This window comes from Streptomyces sp. GbtcB7, assembly GCF_019091445.1.
GTDB lineage: Bacteria > Actinomycetota > Actinomycetes > Streptomycetales > Streptomycetaceae > Streptomyces > Streptomyces mirabilis.
In genome coordinates this window covers 111,777-128,427 of record NZ_JAGXJM010000004.1, presented here as the reverse complement: position 1 = coordinate 128,427, position 16,651 = coordinate 111,777, and the positions used below count along the sequence as shown (strand labels likewise).

Annotated in this window: 11 protein-coding genes; 7 read left to right on the top strand and 4 right to left on the bottom strand. The window is 68.3% G+C overall.

Translation table 11 applies throughout. The features are described 5' to 3' along the window. The first annotated feature begins 249 nt into the window (after positions 1-249). Positions 250-1,002, top strand: a complete 753-nt coding sequence (locus KVT44_RS08485; RefSeq protein ID WP_217566580.1) for a WecB/TagA/CpsF family glycosyltransferase — start codon at positions 250-252, stop codon at positions 1,000-1,002. A gap of 86 nt (positions 1,003-1,088) precedes the next feature. Continuing rightward, positions 1,089-2,330, top strand: coding sequence for a UDP-N-acetyl-D-mannosamine dehydrogenase (gene wecC, locus KVT44_RS08480; RefSeq protein WP_099922588.1), 1,242 nt, complete (start codon positions 1,089-1,091; stop codon positions 2,328-2,330). A 66-nt stretch (positions 2,331-2,396) separates the two neighbouring features. Here the strand turns inward: wecC and KVT44_RS08475 are convergent, their stop codons facing one another. Next, positions 2,397-3,158, bottom strand: coding sequence for a class I SAM-dependent methyltransferase (locus tag KVT44_RS08475; protein ID WP_217566579.1), 762 nt, complete (start codon positions 3,156-3,158; stop codon positions 2,397-2,399). Positions 3,159-3,426: 268 nt separating this feature from the next. Between KVT44_RS08475 and KVT44_RS08470 the strand changes: the two genes are divergently transcribed. The 5 genes from KVT44_RS08470 to KVT44_RS59975 are packed head-to-tail and all read left to right on the top strand — an operon-like array spanning position 3,427 to position 12,426. Further along, on the top strand, positions 3,427-5,049 hold the full coding sequence (locus KVT44_RS08470) for a glycosyltransferase family 4 protein (RefSeq protein WP_217566578.1): 1,623 nt from the start codon (positions 3,427-3,429) through the stop codon (positions 5,047-5,049). Between the two features lie 2 nt (positions 5,050-5,051). Then, positions 5,052-6,971 carry an asparagine synthase (glutamine-hydrolyzing) gene (asnB, locus tag KVT44_RS08465; RefSeq protein ID WP_099922590.1) on the top strand — a complete coding sequence of 640 codons (1,920 nt, stop codon included), beginning with the start codon at positions 5,052-5,054 and terminating at the stop codon, positions 6,969-6,971. Beyond that, positions 6,958-8,940 (top strand): alginate lyase family protein, encoded by a 1,983-nt coding sequence (locus tag KVT44_RS08460; RefSeq protein WP_217566577.1) that lies wholly within the window; start codon positions 6,958-6,960, stop codon positions 8,938-8,940. Before asnB ends, KVT44_RS08460 begins: the two co-directional genes overlap by 14 nt. Then, on the top strand, positions 8,937-10,142 hold the full coding sequence (locus tag KVT44_RS08455) for a glycosyltransferase (protein ID WP_217566576.1): 1,206 nt from the start codon (positions 8,937-8,939) through the stop codon (positions 10,140-10,142). Before KVT44_RS08460 ends, KVT44_RS08455 begins: the two co-directional genes overlap by 4 nt. A gap of 1 nt (position 10,143) precedes the next feature. Further along, positions 10,144-12,426, top strand: a complete 2,283-nt coding sequence (locus KVT44_RS59975; RefSeq protein ID WP_217566575.1) for a bi-domain-containing oxidoreductase — start codon at positions 10,144-10,146, stop codon at positions 12,424-12,426. 143 nt (positions 12,427-12,569) lie between these two features. Here KVT44_RS59975 and KVT44_RS08445 read toward each other — a convergent pair whose 3' ends face one another. From KVT44_RS08445 to KVT44_RS08435, 3 genes are read right to left on the bottom strand one after another with little or no spacing between them, the layout of a single operon-like run. Continuing rightward, entirely contained in the window at positions 12,570-13,931 is a 1,362-nt protein-coding gene (locus tag KVT44_RS08445; protein WP_217566574.1) for a lipopolysaccharide biosynthesis protein, read from the bottom strand. After that, positions 13,928-15,409, bottom strand: a complete 1,482-nt coding sequence (locus KVT44_RS08440) for an O-antigen ligase (protein WP_217566573.1) — start codon at positions 15,407-15,409, stop codon at positions 13,928-13,930. The genes KVT44_RS08445 and KVT44_RS08440 overlap by 4 nt, the downstream gene beginning before the upstream one ends. 26 nt (positions 15,410-15,435) lie before the next feature. Further along, the gene (locus tag KVT44_RS08435; protein ID WP_217566572.1) at positions 15,436-16,587 is read right to left on the bottom strand and encodes a hypothetical protein; all 1,152 of its coding nucleotides are present in this window, start codon (positions 16,585-16,587) and stop codon (positions 15,436-15,438) included. Positions 16,588-16,651: the final 64 nt, after the last annotated feature.

Genomic DNA, 16,651 nt, shown 5'->3' with positions numbered 1-16,651 from the left:
CCCTCTGCCTTTCGACAGGGGAAGGGTTCACCATGACGGCCCGTCAAGCGTCCGGGTGGTCCGGCGTCGACTGTCGGAAAGGGGGAACCGGGGCCGAACGGTGGTCCGTTCGAGTTGCATTGCCGGCCCGTGGCGCACTTTGGGACCGTGTGGGCGTCAATTGGACTTAGCGTGGCGGACACGTCCACTGTCCAGGCGGAGGCTATGGGGCCAGACAATGTTCCCGCACCGATGGACCGGTCTCACCGCTTGAGCGACACAGTTCCGGTTTCCGTGTGCGGGTTGCCGGTGCACGCGCTCACCCTGGCGGAAAGTATCGCCGCGGCCGATGAGTTGATCGCCGATGGGCGACCTCACCAACACGTCTCGGTAAACGCGGCGAAAATCGTCAGGGCCCAACGGGATTCCGAGCTGGCACGCATTATCCGTTCCTGCGAGCTGGTCAATGCCGACGGGCAAGCTGTGGTGTGGGCCGGCCGGATGCTCGGACGTCCTCTTCCCGAACGAGTCACCGGCATCGACTTCATGCTGGCGCTGTGGGAACGAGCGGCGCGCGAGCGCTATCGGGTCTTCCTGCTGGGTGCCGAGCCTGCCGTGGTGCGTCGGGTGGCGGCCATCGCGACGAGCCGGGGCGTGGACGTCGTCGGATACCGCGACGGCTACTGGTCGGACGAACAGGAGCCCAAGGTGGTGGCCGCCGTCCGCGCGGCCCGTCCCGACCTCCTCTTCCTCGCGGTGCCGACGCCGCGGAAGGAGTACTTCCTCGCCCGGCACCTGGCCGATCTGAACTGCGGACTGGCAGTGGGCGTCGGCGGGTCCTTCGACGTAGTGGCCGGGATTAGGGCGCGTGCACCCCGATGGATGCGCAAAGTCGGCCTGGAGTGGTCCTTCCGGCTCATGCAGGAGCCACGGCGTCTGTTCGTCCGCTACCTCATCGGCAATACCGCGTTCGTCCTGCTGGTCCTGCGCGACGCCGTGATGCAGCGGAAAGCGCACCGGTAGCGCCGTGGCTGTTCCGCCCGCCCCGCACTCAGCGGCGAACCGCCGTACCCAGTGTGCTCTTTTACGAAGTTCAGAAAGGAACTCGTGTGTTCAGCACTGTCTCCGTTGTAGGGCTCGGTTACATCGGGCTGCCGACCGCTGCCGCACTCGCCACCAAGGGAGTGGACGTCGTCGGTGTGGACGTCAACCAGGCCACAGTCGACCTGATCAACGCCGGACAGGCGCCCTTCGTGGAACCGGACCTCGCCGTCGCGGTGAGCGGCGCGGTGGCGATGGGACGCCTGCGCGCCTCCTCGCAGACCGAGCCTGCCGACGCCTTCATCATCGCCGTCCCCACTCCCGTGGGCGAGGACCGGGAACCGGATCTGTCGTACGTCCGGGACGCGGCGGCATCGGTGGCCGACGTGCTGCAACCGGGCGCTCTCGTGGTGCTGGAGTCGACGTCGCCGCCGGGAACGACGCTGCGGCTCTCCGAGTGGCTGGCCGAGCGACGACCGGACCTCACCTTCCCGCACAGCGCCGGCAGTGCCGCGGACGTGCACGTCGCACACTGCCCGGAGCGCGTCCTGCCGGGCAGGATCATGATCGAGATCGTCACCAACGACCGTTTGATCGGCGGGGTGAGCGAATGCTGCGGCGCTCGGGCGAAAAGCCTGTACGAGCTGTTCACCCAGGGACGATGCCATGTCACGGACGCCACCACCGCCGAGATGGCCAAGTTGACCGAGAACGCGTTCCGCGACGTCAACATCGCCTTCGCCAATGAGCTGTCGATGATCTGCGACCACCTCGGCATCGACACGGCTGACGTGATCTCACTGGCCAACCGGCACCCACGGGTGAACATCCTGCAGCCGGGCCCAGGGGTGGGCGGCCACTGCATCGCCGTCGATCCGTGGTTCATCGTCAGTGCGGCCAGCGAGCAGGCCCGGCTGATCAGAACCGCCCGGCAGGTCAACGATGCCAAGCCGACCCATGTGATCGCGGAGGTGTCGAGGACCGCGGCGCGCTTCAAGGACCCCGTCATCGCCTGCCTTGGACTGGCGTTCAAGGCAAACGTGGACGACCTGCGGGAGAGTCCCGCTCTGCACATCGCCGCCGAACTCGCCCGGGAGGAAGTGGGCCGTCTGCTGGTGGTCGAGCCGCACATCACCGAACTGCCCTCCGTGCTCGCGGACACGGGTCAGGCGAAGCTCGTGGATCTCGAGGCGGCCCTCAACGAGTCGGACCTGATCGTGCTGCTCGTCGACCACGACGCCTTCCAGGGTGTCAAGCGCACCATGGTGCGGGGCAAGGTCGTCTTCGACACCCGCGGTCTGTGGCACTGACGTTCCTCGTGCCTGACAGCACATCCGGGGGGCCGGGTACCACAGGGGAACCCGGCCCCGCCCGGGTCACCGGCGGCCGGTGACGATGACGTACCAGCCGAAAGGACGCAGCCAACGGGGCAGAAGGTAGCCGCGCAGCGACGGATGTTCGACGGTCACCCGAACATCACAGAACCCTGAGAAGAGCTGCTTGGCCGACCTGCGGCTGTACAGGCGCACCAGTGGCCGGTCCTTCAGCCGGGCCGCGCCGTACTCGAGCTCCGGCAGATAATCGCGCCAGCTCTGCGAACGCCAGCGCATACCGATGAGATAGGTGAGGGCTTTCTGCGCTGCGAACGTGCTGTGCTTGTGATACAGCGCCACCATGAACGTCGCCCCCGGACGCATGACCCGCCACATTTCGGCCACGGCCTGCTCCGGATGATCGGTGTGATGCAGGACGCCGAAGGAATACACCCCGTCGAAAGACTCGTCGGGAAAGGGCATGCACTCGGCGTCGGCGACCTGTGCGACCCCGGGCCGGCCCTCGAGCTCCAGTCTTGTCTGCGTCAGCCGAGCCCCGCGTTCCGCCAGGTCGATCGCGACGGTATCCCGGGCGATGCCGGCGATCACCGAATGATCGGTCCCGGCCCCGCAGCCGATCTCCAGCACGCGTCCGGACGGCACCCACGAGCGCAGCAGATTCGGCAGCCAGGGCTGCAGCCGATAACGGCTGCTGGTCATTTGATCGTAGAATTCCTTCGTGCCTTCAGGGGCGGCTGCATGATTTGTACCCGCAGGGTTTGCCGACCACTGTTCGCTCGCCGCTTTACGAGCCTCGGTTTTCATGCGTGAGATCCTACTCAACGGCGATGCCTTCGAAGGAAAACCGCTCGGCCGTTTCCGGGCGGATATACGTCGATCGGCCGTTGCGGTTGCGGGCAGCCGCATCCAACGCCCGTCGTGCCGTCATTAATTCATTTTTGACGTCACTCCTTCGCTTTGCTGTGTTGTATCGCGACGCAATGCTTCGTCCGGAATACCTTGACATCCTCGGACCGAACACAGTCGCCTTCCGGAGGTTCCCCTGACTGCCCATCCTGATCTCAGAGGCGGTATGAACGGCCGGCAGCGGTGGGCGGTCCTGACCGAGTCGCGCTTCGGGGTGCCCGGCGTCAGGCGTACCGCCGCCTCGATACTCGGGCAGGAACCCGTCGTGGTGATGGCCGCGTCCGACGCCATCCGGGATGTCCGCGGATACCGGGCGCAGCTGCGGCGGCAGCGTGTCTCAGCGGTCGCTCTGCTCACCAACGACACGGCACGCAGGCCCTTCGCAACCCTTGTCGAGCTGGTCGTTGCGCTGGCACCGGTGCGTGAACGGTGCATCATCGACCTGAGCCGCCCCGACGAGTACGTTCCCGTCGGCAGTCGCGGAGCGCTGACGGTCCGCTGTGTGCTGGACGCGGCAACGGCCGGCCGACGCGTTCTGCGTGAACTGGTGGCCCGTGAGGCGTGGGCTCCGCAGAACCGCCGCACGGTTGGCTCACCCGAGAGGCCGTGGGTCCTCGCTTTATGGCGGGACGCGGGGGAGGTCGGGGTCGGTGGGGCTGTCAGCCATGTCTCAGGAATCCTCAACGGTTTCCGGCAACTCGGCTGGCGGGTGGCGTTGGTGACCAACGGCCGCCCGCCCGAGCAGTTGAGAGCCGCCGTCGATGTCGTCGAGATCGCCGCACCCCTGCCACGCGGTGAACGTTTCATCCGGGAGTCGGCCCAGCTGGCTGCCAATGACGGAATGCGCGAGGCGGCACTGGCTCTCGCCCTGCGAACACCGCCGTCCTTGGTCTATGAGCGTAATTCGTTCCTGTCGCGCGCCGGGGCCGACATCAGCAGGCAACTGGGCGTTCCGCTGGTGCTGGAATGGAACGCCTCCGTCGTGTGGGAGAACCGGTACTGGTACCGGAAAGCGCCCTTGAAGAGGCTCTTCCAGGCGATCGGGGCACGGTGCGAGCGGCACGCGGTGCGGAGTGCGAGTGTCGTTGCGGCCGTCTCGCGGGCCGCTGCGGCGATGGCAACCGACATGGGAGCCGACCCCTCCAGGGTGGAGGTGGTCGCGAATGCGGTCGATGCGGCGTGCATCCCCGAGCCCTCACCGCTGCCGGCCCGCGAGGGAGCCAGGTTGGGCTGGGTCGGCAGCTTCGGTCACTGGCATGGGGTGGAAGTGGCGATCGAAAGCCTCTGCCACCTTCCGCCGGACGTCCGGTTGGTCCTTGTCGGTGATGGAGAGCGGCGACAGGACTGTGTGCGGATGGCCGACAGACTCGGCGTCGGCGACCGCATCACCTGGACCGGCAGCGTCTCTCACGGCGAGGCGCTCGATGTCCTGTCGCGCTGTGACGTTCTTGTCTCGCCGCACGTGTGGAAGGGACCCGACCCCTTTTTCGGTTCCCCCACGAAGCTGTTCGAGTACATGGCGCTCGGCAGGCCTGTCGTGGCCAGCCGTCTGGAGCAGATCGGCGAGATGCTGACAGACGGCGTGACCGCGGTGCTCACCGAGCCCGGTGACCCGAAGTCCCTCGCCGAGGGCGTCACACGAGTGCTGGAGCTGACCGACCACGGGGCGGCGCTCGGTCGCAACGCGCGTCAGGAAGCGCTCGCCGAGCACACCTGGGAACGGCGGGCCGGACAGATCCTCTCCAGGCTGTCCCTGCCGACCACCCACCCGGCCACGGAGAAGGGCTGACCATGTGCGGGATCGCAGGCATCTATGAGTACGGGCGTTCAGAGGGACGTGTCACGCCGGAAGCGGTCACACAGATGCGCGACAGACTGGCCCATCGCGGCCCCGACGGCGCCGGAGTGCACGTCAGCGAGGACGGCCGGGTGGGTCTCGGTCACCGGCGGTTGGCCATCGTGGACCTCGCTCACGGCGCCCAGCCCATGTTCGGCGAAGGCGGGGAGTGCCTGGTCTTCAACGGCGAGATCTACAACTACCCCGCCCTGCGCCGTGATCTCGAAGGCCGGGGCGCCAGGTTCCGCACCCAGTGCGACACCGAGGTCATCCTCCACGCGTACCGGCACTACGGCGACGCGTGCGTCAAGCATCTGACAGGGATGTTCGCCTTCGCGCTCTGGGACCCCAAGGCGGCACGTCTGCTGTTCGCAAGGGATCCACTCGGCGAAAAGCCTCTCTACTGGACCGCTCGGGACGGCACCTTCCTGTTCGCCTCCGAGGCGAAGGCACTGCTGGCACACTCTAGGGTCGCCCCCGAAGTCAACATGACGGTCCTCGAGAGCTACCTCGCCAACCTCGTGGTTCCCTCCCCGGCGACCCTCTACCAGGGGATCAACAAGCTGCCTCCCGGGACAGCCGGTACGTGCGACGCCGGAGGAGTCCGTACCTGGCGGTACTGGGACGTCACCACGGAACGCTCTTTCCTGGACGTGTCGTTGCCGGACGCCGCGTCGCACGTACGGAACCTGCTGGAAAGGTCCGTGCAGGCACGGCTGATGAGCGACGTTCCGGTCGGGGTCTTGCTCAGCGGGGGGTTCGATTCCACCTCGCTGGTCGCCCTGCTCCGCGATCGGGCCGCTCGAACCTCGACCTTCTCTGTGGGCTTCACCGACGCGCCCGGTCTCGATGAACGACACGAGGCGCGCTGGGTGGCCCAGCATTTCGGCACGGACCACCACGAGGTGACGGTGTCTCCGCGACAGGCACTGGAATCGCTGACGACCATGGTGCACCACCAGGACGAGCCGCTCGCGGATCCGGTCTGCATGCCGTTGGGCTTCGTCTGCGCGCTGGCCCGGCGCCGCGGGGTTCCCGTGGTGCTGGCCGGCGAGGGCGCCGACGAACTGTTCTGGGGCTATCCGGGCTATGTGCGGGCGATGCAACGACAGCGTGAGTTGCGGCTGTTGCAGAGACTGCCCGCCGGGTCGCGCCGCTTCCTCGCCGCTGCAGTACCGCGCTCACGGCGCCGAAGGGGCTTCGATCTGATGATGGGGGCCGTCGGCGGCAGACAGCTCCCGATGCACTATCCCCTGGGCATGCCGTCCTCGGTTCGCTCCCAGGTACTGGTGGCGCACCCGTACGACCCGCCTCTGATCCCACCGCAACTCACCGGTGATGAGACCGCCCTCCAGACGGTGGCGTTCGACACACAGCACTACGAGTTCACACTCCGGCTGCCCGAGCTGCTGCTCATGCGCATCGACCGGTTCTCCATGGCGCACTCGGTCGAGGCCCGCGTCCCCTTCCTTGACCAGGAGTTGGTGGAGTACGCCTATCGGCTGCCTGTGCACCACAAGCTGGACCGCGACCGCACCAAGGTGGTGCTGCGCCGAGCTCTCGCCGACATCGTGCCCGAGAGGGTGACGAACCGGGCGAAGCAGGGGTTCGGGGCTCCGATCGCGCACTGGCTGCGCGGTCCCATGGGGGACGCACTTCTCGATCTCCTGACAGCACCCGCGATGCGACGATACTTCCGGACCGACGCAGTTGCCGACATGGTCGCGGAACACCGGTCCGGACGGGCGCACCATGCCTGGTTCCTCTGGCCGATCCTCAACTTCGCGGTCTGGCACCGCGTGTGGATCGAAGGGGAATCGGCGGACGAGCTGACCGACCGGTTGCTGAGAAGGTGCCCCGTTGAGGCACGTTGACCACACCAACCCCGCGCGTGTGGGGCGCCCGCACCTGGCCCGTCTGCGCCGACTGGCCGTCTCGGCGGCCGCCTTGCCGCCCCGTGTGCTCGCCGCCGAACTGGGCTGGCGCACCTTCCGGACCGGATGCAGGGCATGTGCGGACAGACGGGATCGAACGGTCGGCGCACGTCCGCCGATCCCCGAGAACTGGCGTCCCTTCGTCCTCGGCGCTGTGGGCGCCCGCCCGAAGGTGGGGCCGAGCCCCTTGGAGCTGGAGGAATGCCTTCGTGAGGCGGACGCGGCGCTCGAGGGCAGGTTCACCGTCCTTGGTTACGGCACCGTGACAGTCGACAAGAAGCCGCATGGCTGGCATCAGGATCCGGTCCACGGGTTCACATGGCCGGACCGGCACCACCGTCTTCTCGGCCCCGTTCCAGGCCGCGCCGACATCAAGGTGCCCTGGGAGGTCGGCCGGCTGCAGTGGCTTACCGCTCTTGCGCGTGCCCACGCCTACACGGGCGACTCCCGGTACCGCGACGGGGCGGTGGAACTCCTCCGTTCCTGGGCAGCCGCCAATCCGGTGGGGGTCGGGCCGAACTGGACGAACGCGATGGAGGCGGGAATCCGGGCTGCCAATCTGGTGTGGGCGGCGGAGATCCTCGGCGACCCGCGCTTCGCGTCGTTGGCCGGCGGAATGCTACGGGACCACGGATGGTTCATCGTGGCCAACCTCGAATACAGTCCGCGTCTGACCAGCAACCACTACCTGGCCGACCTTGTCGGACTCGTCCACGCCGGCGGGGCCCTGCGCCACAGCCCCGCCGGGCGGCTCTGGCTCCGCATCGGCGGCCGGCAGCTGCAGCGGGAGATCGTCAAGCAGTTCCACGAGGACGGTTCCAACTTCGAGGCATCCACGGGTTACCACCGTCTGTCGACGGAGCTGGCCCTCGTCGGCCTGCTCGCGCTGCGCCGCCTCCGCATGCCGGTGCGGCCCGAAGTCCAAAACCGTCTTCTGGCGGCGGTCGAGGCATTGTCCGCACTGACCAAACCCGACGGACTTCTGCCCGCCCTCGGGGACGACGACAGCGGTCTGGTGATCGGTCTGCAGTCCGGACGGGATCCACGCGACGCCTCGCCGATCGTTGCCGCCGCGGCGGCTCTGGAGGAGGAAACGGACACGTCCGGGGAGACGGTGGGGCCGGAACTGGCTCAGTGGTGCGGAGCGCCGACGAGGCGGACCGGCACCCGACCACAGGCTGCCTCCTTCGCGTCGGCCGGCTGGCACGTCCTGTCGGCGGGACCGTACTGGTGCCTCGCGGAGTGCGGCGGAGTGGGACAGCTCGGCAATGGTGGCCACGGCCACAACGACACGCTGTCGTTCGTGCTCTGCGTGGACGGGCACGAGATCGTGACGGACCCTGGGACCGGCGTCTACACACCGGATCCCCGTCTGCGGAACCTGCTGCGTGCCACCCGCTCGCATTCCACGGTGGAGGTGGACGGTCAGGAGCAGAACCGCTTCGATTCCGCGTTGCTGTTCACCATGCGGAGCGACGACCGCGCCCGGGTCGTGGACCACCACGCGGACGGCTCGGGCCGTCAGGTCGTCGAGGCCATCCATGAGGGGTACCGCCGGCTCGACGACCCGGTGGTGCACCGGCGCCGGTTCACCCTGGACCCGCAGGGCCTGACGATTTCCGACCACTTCGGGTGCCGCGCCCCACACACCCTCGCGGTCAGCTTTCCGCTGTCCCCCGGCGTGCGCGCCGAGCAATGCGACGGCGAAACGCTGCTGATGGCCGACGGCACGGTGGTGGTCCTGAGCCAGACAGCCGGCCCCCGGCTCGCCTTCGCCGTCGAGGAGATGCCTTGGTCTCCCGCCTACGGCCGGGTCGTCACCGCACCCGTCCTTCGCGCCACGCTGCGGGCCGAGGGTCCGGTCTCATGGGAGCTTCGGTTCCGGGCGGCGGACGGAGCACGGACATGAAGATCCTCATGGCTGTGGTGTCGGACCTACGCAGCGACGCCCGCGTACGACGGGAGGCCACCGCGCTGGCCGAGGATGGCCATGACGTGCGGGTCGTGGGCTTCGATTCCGGCGTCCGGCGCCGAAGCAGCACCGTCGAGGAGGGGGTTCGCTACGACGTGGTGCCCTTCCCGTCGCGGAATCTTCCCCGCTTGCTGCGGCTGGCCTGCGCGGGCATCGGCGCCGCGCAGGCTGTGCTGCTCATGGGCCGCGGAAGGCCGGACGCCGTGCACTGCCACAATCTCCACCTCAGCCTGCCCGCGCTGCTCGTGGCGCGCCGCAACGGCGCCGCACTGGTGTACGACGCGCATGAGTTGGAGGCCTGCAAGTACCGGGGGCCGGTGCGATGGGTGATCCAAAGATGGGAACGAGTGGTCTGGCGCCACTCACATGCCAGAATCACCACCAATCCCTCACGCGCGGCATACCTGGAGCAATTGCACGGCAGCCGCCCCGCCGTCATCGGCAACTATCCACGGACACCCGACCCCGGCATGGAGCCGAAGGACCTCCGCTCTCGGCTGGGCATTCCCCGCCACCGGCTGGTGCTGATCTTTCAGGGGGGCTTCTACCTCGACTCCCGTTGCTTCGGGGCGGTCGCGGCCGCCCTGCGCGGGCTGCCGGGCTGGCACTGGGTGCTCATCGGTTTCGGTAGTGACGACACCGTGCGGAAACTGCGCGACCTGATCGCGGAGTGCGGGATCGAGGACAGAGCCAGCATCCTGCCCGCCGCACCGGTGGACGAGCTCCTCTCGTACACCGCCGGCGCGGACGTCGGCGTGGTGGCTCTCACCAATTCCGGTCTGAACTGCTACCTGGGGGACACCAACAAACTCTTCGAGTACCTGATGGCCGGCCTCGCGGTGGTGGGCAGCGACTTCCCCGAGGTGCGAAGGGCGGTGCTGGAGAGCCCGGCCGGCCCGACGGGGGCGGTGTTCGATCCGGCGAGTTCCGCGTCGGTCGCCCAGGCCCTGCGTGAGGTCGCCGCCGACCTGGCGACGTTCCGGCGCAACGCCGGGAAAACACGGACCGCGTATTCCTGGGAGAGCGAGAGCAGGACGCTGACGCGCCTGTACCGCGCGCTCGCCACGCCGGGGGACACACGGCCCGATACCGAACTGGGGCGGCCGGCTGAGCCGTCCACTCTTCCGAAAGGCGCTTGACGTGAAGGCAGTACTGCTGTCGGCTCGGGACGGTTCGATCAGTGTGGCGGAGATTCCGCCCCCCGTGGTGCAGTGGGGCACGGTGCTGATCCGCAACACCTACTCGCTGATCAGCGCCGGTACCGAGCGGGCGACGCTCGAGACGGGCGCCAGTAGCCTCGTGGGAAAGGCACGCCAGCGCCCCGACCAGGTCCGACAGGTCCTCAACACGGCTCGGCAGCTCGGCGTCGTGGAGACCTACCGGATGGTCCAGGACCGGCTCGACCGGCCCATGACGCTCGGGTACTCCTGCGCGGGTGAGGTGATCGCGGTCGGCGAGGGAGTCGGCGACATCACCCCCGGTATGCGTGTGGCAGCGGGGGGAGCCGGCTACGCATCCCACGCGGAGATCGTGGCCGTGCCCCGTAATCTCGTCGTGCCCGTGCCGGATAGTGTGGAGGACCGCTGGGCCGCGTTCGCCACCGTGGGGGCCATCGCACTCCAGGGAATCCACCAGGCCGAGGCGGTTCCGGGATCCCGTGTCGCGGTGATCGGCCTCGGACTGGTGGGACAGCTCACCCTGCGGCTCCTGCGGGCCTACGGGTACGACCCGGTCGGCGTGGACCAGGACTCCGCAGCCGTCGATGCGGCCCGGAGCAGCGGATTCGTCGCCTACCGCAGGGACACGGAAGACCTCCCGGGAACCGTCGCGCGTCATTGGGGTGGCGCACGCGCGGACGCCGTTCTGGTGACGGCGGCGACCTCGAGCACTGATCCGGTGGAGCTGGCCGGGAGCCTGGCGCGAGACCGGGCCACCGTGGTCATCGTGGGAGACGTCAAGGTGGCCCCGCCTCGTGCGTCCTACTACCACAAGGAACTTTCGGTCCGTTACTCCCGCTCGTACGGACCGGGACGGTACGACCCGCGCTTCGAGGAGTCGGGCCAGGAGTACCCCGAGGGTTACGTGCCATGGACCGAACGCCGCAACCTGGCCGAGGTCCTCAGGCTTGTGCCCGGACTCGGCCTGGAGAGCCTCGACCCCCGGATCTTCGCCGTCGAGGAGGCCGCCGAGGCGTACCGCGTCCTGAACACAGAACGGCCGCGGCGGCGTGTCGCTCTGCTGTTGCGCTATCCCGGCACCGCCGAGGTGACCGAGCCACGGCGGTGTCAGGACAAGCCCGCCACTTGGTCACCGCCTGCTGCCGACGCGAGGATCGCCGCGATCGGGGCGGGGAACTTCGCCACCAAGATGCTGTTTCCGCATTTGCGCCGTGAACGAGGTGTCAGCTTCTCGTGGGTGTCGAGCGCACGAGGTCTCACGGCCGTGCAACAGGGCAGGCGATGGGGATTCCGCAGTGTCGCGGAGAGCGCCGAGCACGGACTGGCGTCAGGCGATGCCGACTGCGTCATGGTGCTGTCCCGCCATGACAGCCACGGACGCTATGCGGCAGAAGTGCTGCGCCGCGGTATTGCGTTGTACTGCGAGAAGCCCTTGGGCCTATCGGAACAGGAGCTGGAGGAGGTGGCGGCCGCCTGGTCCCGGTCCGGCGCCCCGGCGCTCGCCGGCTTCAACCGGCGGTTCGCCCCAGCAGTCCGGGACTTGCGTGCCGCACTGCCCGAGGGGGCCCCGCTCCAGGTTGTCTATCGGGTCTTCGCCGGCCGACTGCCTGCCGATCACTGGTACTTCGACCACCGGCAGGGTGGCCGACTGCTCGGTGAAGTCTGCCATTTCATCGACACCGCGAACTTCCTCGTCCCGGGCAGGCCGGTGAGTGTGACCGCCACGGGCGTGGACAGCAGGGACCCCGTGTCGGCCCAGAGTGTCACTCTGCAGATCGCCTACGCCGACTCGTCGACCGCTTCCATCGTGTACGGCGGCCTCACACCGCCCGGGGCCCCCAAGGAGTTCATTGAGGTGGCCTGCGACGGTGTCGCCGCCAGGATCGAGGACTTCGAGTCCTTGGCGGTGTGGAAGGGTGGGAAGAAGTCGGAGTCGGTCTATCGGGGGGCTCCGAAGGGACACGCCGAGGAGATGCGGGCCCTGACGCGGCTGCTGCAGGGCGAGAAGGTCGCCGAGGCGGACTTCCGGCTGGCGCTGTGGAGTTCGCTCGTGGCATGCAGGGCGTCCGCTGCTCTCACGGGAAGCGGTCGGGCAGGGACCACCCCGACCACCCCGGCGCTTGCGGAGGCCCTCGGCTGCACACCCGGCGCTGGTGAAGTCGGGAAGCCCCGGGGTGTGGACCGGGAGCGAGCCCAGCTCACGCACGAGGAGGCCGTGGGTACAACAGGGTTCTCCGGCACGTGAGTTCCCCAGGGCGGGTCCGAGCCCGTTCCGGGAGAACGGGGCGCGGGCCCGCCCCTTTCGGCCTGTTCTGCGTGGTGGTGGTGTGGCGGCGTGGTGGGAAGCCAATGACGGCGGTGCCGGACGGGTCACCAAACCGCTCCGGGCTACCGCGCGGCTGCGCCCTGCCCCGTCGCCGGACGGAAAGTTTCGGAGGCGGTCCCCGAGCCCGCCTCTCCGATCTGGGGGGCTGTCTCCCCCGCGCTCACGGCTCGCCGGTACCGAATGAAGTGAACAGCCAGGTTGACGGCAAGGGCCAGAAGGCTCGCCCACGCCGCTCCCGCGGCCCCGAAGCCCGGAATCAGCAGAAGATTGAGGATGAGGTTGGACACCGTCAGGGTGATCGCCGCGGTCCGCAGGTCGGATCCGAGACCGTGCGCCGCCAGGAAGGTATTGAACAGGCGGGTCACGGCACCCACGACCTGCGCCGCTGCGAGGACCGGCACCAGCCCCGCCCCCATCAGGAACTCATCGGAATAGACCAACCGGACCAACGGCGCGGCAAGCATGCTCAACGCGACTGCCGGTACGGCACTCGCCACCGTCACCGCCGCGACCCAGTACAGGTCCATACGAGGCTGACGGGCGAGCCGCCCGAACAGCGCCGTCGCCAGACCCGCACCCGGAAGCCCGATGGGGAACGCGAGCGATGCGGCGCACATGTAGCAGGCGAACGAGCGTGGCTCGCTGCCGGCACCGAGCATCAGCGTGTCCATGTGGTACGTGCCCATGCTCAGCACCCGACCGATGTAGGCCGAGAAGCCATAGTCACGGGCACCCCGGATCATCCGCGCCATGGATTCGCGGAGCCCGCAGAAAACAGGCCGGAGGTACGCCAGGAGCGCAGACCACCCCGCGAGAAGGAACAGGGCGTCCGTCAGAAGTACCTCGGACGACGTCAGGTGTACTCCGAACGCCGGCATGGCCGTGAGGAGGCCGAGAAAGCCCGTCCGTGAAAGCACTGAGGCGATCGAGTAGCTGTGGAGTCGGCCGAGCCCCTGCGCTGTTTGCAGACACACGAAGTCAAGGGGAAAACCCACGGATACGAGGGCCACCAGTCTCAGAGCCGGCCCCGCGTGAACATTGAAGCCGGAGTCCACGATCCACGACAGCGCGAAGATCGTAAGACCGAACAGGACGGACACGGGCAGGAAGAACGTCACGACCGCACCGGTGATGCGATGCCGCTCTGCCGACTCCGAACACGCCAGCATCCGTGCCGCGGGCAGGAACAGCCCGAACTCGAAGAACATCGCGCTGAACAGCAGCAGTTGTTTGCCGAAGGTGTAGCTCGTGTAAGCGCCGACGTCCAGGGATCTGGCGAGCAGAGCCGATGTGGCCATGCCGAGTCCGCCGAGCACCGCGCTCGAGGCGGCGAAGCCGACGGCCTGACGGACCGTGGTGGAGGCGAAGGCCGTCCTGACCTTCACGCACCCTCGGACGACGCCACCAAGACCGACGGAGGTCATGACGCCGACTCCACCAGCCGCGGTTTGACGGCCCGGCCCGTGCCGACTTCAGCCTGCCTTTCGGCGGCCGGCGGTTGGGACTGCTGGATCGCGGCTGCCGCGAGTCCCAGGAGCACGGCGAGGACGACGTTGCTCGGCCCCAGGGGCAGCATGGTCAGCTCGACGGAGAACGCCAGGTAGGACACGGCACCGGCGATCACTGCTGCTCGCAGCACTTGGTACGTCGGATCAGCAGGCGCCGATCGGCTGAGCCGACGGAGCATCCTGACACAGAATCCGCACACGGCGACCAGAGCCGTGAACCCCACTGCTCCCTGCTCCGCCAGGGTCGCGATGAACGAACTGTGCGGAGACTTCACCGCCCGCACCCCCCACACCTCCCGGACGCCGACGCGGCTCTGCGTGGCGGCGAACTGGTTGATGCCCACGCCCGTCAGGGGGGCGGATCGCCAGATATCCACTCCCATCTGGTAGGTGGCGAGCCGCCCCGCCACATTGGCCGTGTTGCCCATGCGCGTGCGGAACACCGCGTTGTCCTGGAGCGGCACGTACAGCGTCAGCGTTGCCAGGGCGACGGCCAATCCCACGACGGCGAATCTCAGCCTGCGCCCGAACCGCAGGCCGAGGCCGATGACGAGGATGACCGGGACACAGGCCCAGGCCACGCGGAAAAGCGAGACGATCATGCCTACGAGCTGCACGGTGGCGAGCACCGGGCCCACGAACGAGGGGAGCACTCTGAGGCGTGCGCCGTGAGTCCGTCCGCTCATCCACCAGAACAGGGTCGCGGCCAGGGTGAGGGCCAGGGTGAGTGCGTAGACCTCTGGGACCGAGTAGGGACCGGAGACCCTGATCACGCCGCCGGCCTCCGAGTCGGCTCGTACGGCACCACCGCTCAGTGAAGCAAGCTCGTATCCGAAGAGGCGTTCCGTGATGCCGAACAGGGCCACAAGGGTCCCGCTCACCATGAGCCCCGCTGCCCACACCCGCAGCTTCCGGGGCGTGTCCGCTGTGCGACGGCAGATGCAGAAGGCGGCGCAGGGGAGCAGAACCGCGTCGACGAAGGTCTCGAGAGCGCCCACGACATTGGGGCGCGTGGTCGCGGCGCGGATCAGGAACAGTGCCGCGAACACCACTGCGGCGATGACGAAGGCGCGCACGCTCGGCGCGCTGGGCCTCCTGGCGCTCCGCTTCATGAGGAGCGCGAGAACCAGCGCACTCAGGTACATGCGGTCGAACGTCAGAAGCGAGCCCGACTGGGGATAGCGGACGAAGGGGTAGAGGGCCGGCGAAAGGACCAACCAGGTCACGCCGGCAGCCAGCGGGATCCGATCGCACAGGAGGGCGAACGCCGTCAGCATCGCGGCGGCGAACAGCACCACCGTCGGCACACTCGGTGAGATCAGGACGGCGGTCAGCGTGAGGATGCCGACGGCCGTGTAGAGGACGGTCCAGGCGGCCGACGGAGTGAGCCTCATGGATCGGGTCGTCCTCACCGGCGCGCTCACTGGCCGCGCCGAGTCACGTAGAAGGCGGTCAGCGCGTCGAGGAGTGGTGCCAGGCTCCACCGCGGCGACCTCCGAACCGGGGGGCCCGGGAGGGCCTTGGCGTACAGGGCCGGCGCCCCGCCATCTCCGGGAAGCGCCGGGCTGACGGTTTCCAGGACCTGGTCTGCGAAGCCAGGGCGGACGTAACCGCGTTCCTCCGCCCAGACCGCCATACGGACGGCCGTCGCGTCGTTGTTCGGGTCACGGCGCGCGTGCCGGCCCCGCGCAGTCTTCACGTCCGCGTAGTAGCGGGGTACCGAGCCGTCAAACAAGTGATCGAGGTAGTACCGAGTTCCCGAGTCGATCACCTTGTTCGGTTTGAGCCCGAGTCCTCGCGACGCCGCGTCGAACCGCAGCAGCACATAGCCGGTGTGGAAGCCGTCCACCCACCCGAGGTTCGCGGACGTGCCGTACGGCCACGAGCCGTCGGGGCGCTGCCCCTCCGCGGTGGCGGTCACCGCCGAGCGCGCCGCATCGGTCAGGCGCGAGGCAAGTGGCCGGCGCATCCCGTCCAGACCGGCGAGTCGTGCCGCCAGTGCCGCGCCCATGAGGTTCGCGTTGTGGATCAGCGTGGCGGACGCCGGCGTATAGGCGAAATGACGACCGGTGTACAACTGGTCCAGCAGCGCTGTGGCGAGACTTTCGGCGGCGGCGCCGTCCAGCGTTTCGGTGTCGAGGCATCCGTCCGCGCAGAACGTGGTGGCGACGATGTTCGGCATCGAGGCCGGGTAGTGCCCCCAGCGCGTCTGCACGTCGAACTCGTAGTTCCAGAGTCCCGCATAGCGGCCGCGCAGTTGTCTGGTGGCGGTCCACCGTCCGAGCTTCCGAGCCCGGCTGCGCCAGAGGGGCGAAGCGGCGAGACGGCTGCAAGCGGTCGCCCCCAGGCCGCAGGCCGTTGCCGTGCGCAGTGGGCGGATCGCCAGCCAGGGGCGGATATCGACCGGGCTTCTCTTCACCGTCTGCAGGAGAACCTGGCGCAGAAAGGGGTGGATGGCAAGGGACGCCAGGGGACTTGTCAGACCGTCGTAGGGGTCCGGGCCCGCCCAGTCGCAGCCGTCGAGCAGATGGAAAATGTAATCGGCACGTCTTTCGAGTTCTTCGGGTGTCATCAGATCGGCGGTGAATTCAGTCGCTGTCAGACTGCTGCTTTGCCAAGCGGCCACTGGCACTCCG